The organism is Methylobacterium sp. WL18 (genome assembly GCF_008040015.1).
Classification (GTDB): Bacteria; Pseudomonadota; Alphaproteobacteria; order Rhizobiales; family Beijerinckiaceae; genus Methylobacterium; species Methylobacterium mesophilicum.
In genome coordinates this window covers 1-1,837 of record NZ_VRVD01000809.1, presented here as the reverse complement: position 1 = coordinate 1,837, position 1,837 = coordinate 1, and the positions used below count along the sequence as shown (strand labels likewise).

The following is a 1,837-nucleotide window of genomic DNA, read 5'->3' as shown; positions in this document are numbered from 1 at the left end:
CGCCCGCAGATCCTCGGGCTGGCGCGGGTCGCGCGAGACGAGCGCCGCGTCGCGCTGCAGGCGCAGGTTGCAGGCCTGCGACGGCAGACCGCCTTCGGGCGTGCAGGCATCGTGACGGGCGCAGGCCGCGTCGAGGGCATCGATCGGCGGCAGCGGGGCGTTGTTGCCGGGGCCGCAGTAATTGCCGTGGATCAGGATCTTCGGGCCGCCGAATGCGGCCGGTTGGGCCTCGGCGGGGACGGCCAGGAACGCCGCCAGGGCGAACGGAGCCGCGGCCAGGGCGGCAAGTCGGGTGGAACGGTTCGGGAGCAACATGGCGTGGACCTCGCGCGATCTCGCCCCCTCAGGCGGTTCGCATCGGCGGCATCAGACCGTCATTCAGCCAGAAGTTACCGAACGTGCGGTCGGTTCCCCTGCAGCCGTGTCGAGGCTGCAGGGCGGGTGGGCTGGCGCACATGCCGATGCTGGCCTCGGCGGCGCGCCTGCGCCACATAGGTCCGGCGCGTAACGGAGCCGCCCATGACCGCCCGCCTGTTCGAACCGCTCGCCCTCGACGCCCTCACGCTCGACAACCGCATCCTGATCGCGCCGATGTGCCAGTATTCGGCCCGGGACGGCGAGGCCACCGACTGGCACATGATGCATCTCGGCCAGATGGCGATGTCGGGGGCCGGCCTGCTGACCCTGGAGGCCACCGCGGTCTCGCCCGAGGCCCGGATCACCGCCTGGGACCTCGGCCTCTACAACGACGGCTGCGAGCGGGCGCTCGGCCGGGTGCTCGAGGCGGTGCGCGAATACGCCCCAATCCCGATCTGCATCCAGATCGCCCATGCCGGCCGCAAGGCATCGAGCGAGGCGCCCTGGGCCGGCGGCCAGCAGATCCCGCCCGAGCATCCCTATGGCTGGCGCACGGAAGCGCCCTCCGCGGTCCCGCACGGCGAGGCCGAGGTCCCGCCCCACGCCCTCGACGCCGCCGACCTGAAGCGCGTCCGCGACCAGTTCGTGGCCACCGCCAAGCGCGCCGTGCGCCTGGGCATCGAGGCCGTGGAGCTGCACGGCGCCCACGGCTACCTGCTGCACCAGTTCCTGTCGCCGATCGCCAACAAGCGCACCGATGCCTATGGCGGCAGCCTCGAAAACCGGATGCGCTTCCCCCTCGAAGTCTACGACGCCGTGCGCGACGTCGTCCCGGCGGGCAGCCCGGTCTGGCTGCGCGTCTCGGCCACCGACTGGGTCGAGGACGGCTGGGACCTCGACGAGACCGTGGCCCTGGGACAGGCGCTCAAGCGCGCCGGCTCGCCCGCGCTCCACGTCTCGACGGGCGGCGTCTCGCCCAAGCAGGCGATCAAGCTCGGGCCGGGCTACCAGGTGCCCTATGCCGAGCGGATCAAGGCCGAGACCGGGCTGACCACCATCGCGGTCGGCCTCATCACCGAGGCGCAGCAGGCCGAGACGATCCTGGCCGAGGGCAAGGCCGACGCGATCTCGCTGGCCCGGGCCATGCTGTACGACCCCCGCTGGCCCTGGCACGCGGCGGCCGAGCTCGGCGCCAAGGTCCACGCCCCGAAGCAGTACTGGCGCTCGCAGCCGCGGGAATACAAAGATCTATTCAAGGATACGGCGTTCGGGCAGCGGTGAGATTTGCGAGGCCTGCAACGTTTCACAATCCACCGTGTCATCAACTCAGTTGGCGGCGGTTTGCGCGTAGGCGTCGCGTAGGCGTGCGTTTGCGATGACGATGAGGCGTCGCATGAGTGCGGTGATGGCGACGATGGGCTTCTTTCCGGCGGCGCGCAGGCGCAGGTAGGCGTCCCGGAGGGTGGGGTTGTGGCGGCTG

The 1,837-nt window shown here is 71.2% G+C and carries 2 protein-coding genes and 1 pseudogene; 1 reads left to right on the top strand and 2 read right to left on the bottom strand.

What is annotated here, in order from left to right:
• A partial coding sequence (locus FV228_RS28555) for a hypothetical protein (RefSeq protein ID WP_147857561.1) occupies positions 1–315 on the bottom strand: 315 nt, incomplete at its 3' end.
• 204 nt (positions 316–519) lie between these two features.
• Between FV228_RS28555 and FV228_RS28550 the strand changes: the two genes are divergently transcribed.
• On the top strand, positions 520–1,638 hold the full coding sequence (locus tag FV228_RS28550) for an NADH:flavin oxidoreductase/NADH oxidase (protein ID WP_147857560.1): 1,119 nt from the start codon (positions 520–522) through the stop codon (positions 1,636–1,638).
• Positions 1,639–1,683: 45 nt separating this feature from the next.
• On the opposite strand, the pseudogene FV228_RS34525 reads toward FV228_RS28550, so the two are convergent.
• Positions 1,684–1,837 (bottom strand): annotated as a pseudogene (locus tag FV228_RS34525) (IS110 family transposase); the annotation flags it as partial.

What these genes read in the sequence shown, in the direction of transcription:
- FV228_RS28550 (WP_147857560.1), top strand. Translation starts at nt 520, where the DNA reads ATGACCGCCCGCCTGTTCGAACCGCTCGCCCTCGACGCCCTCACGCTC.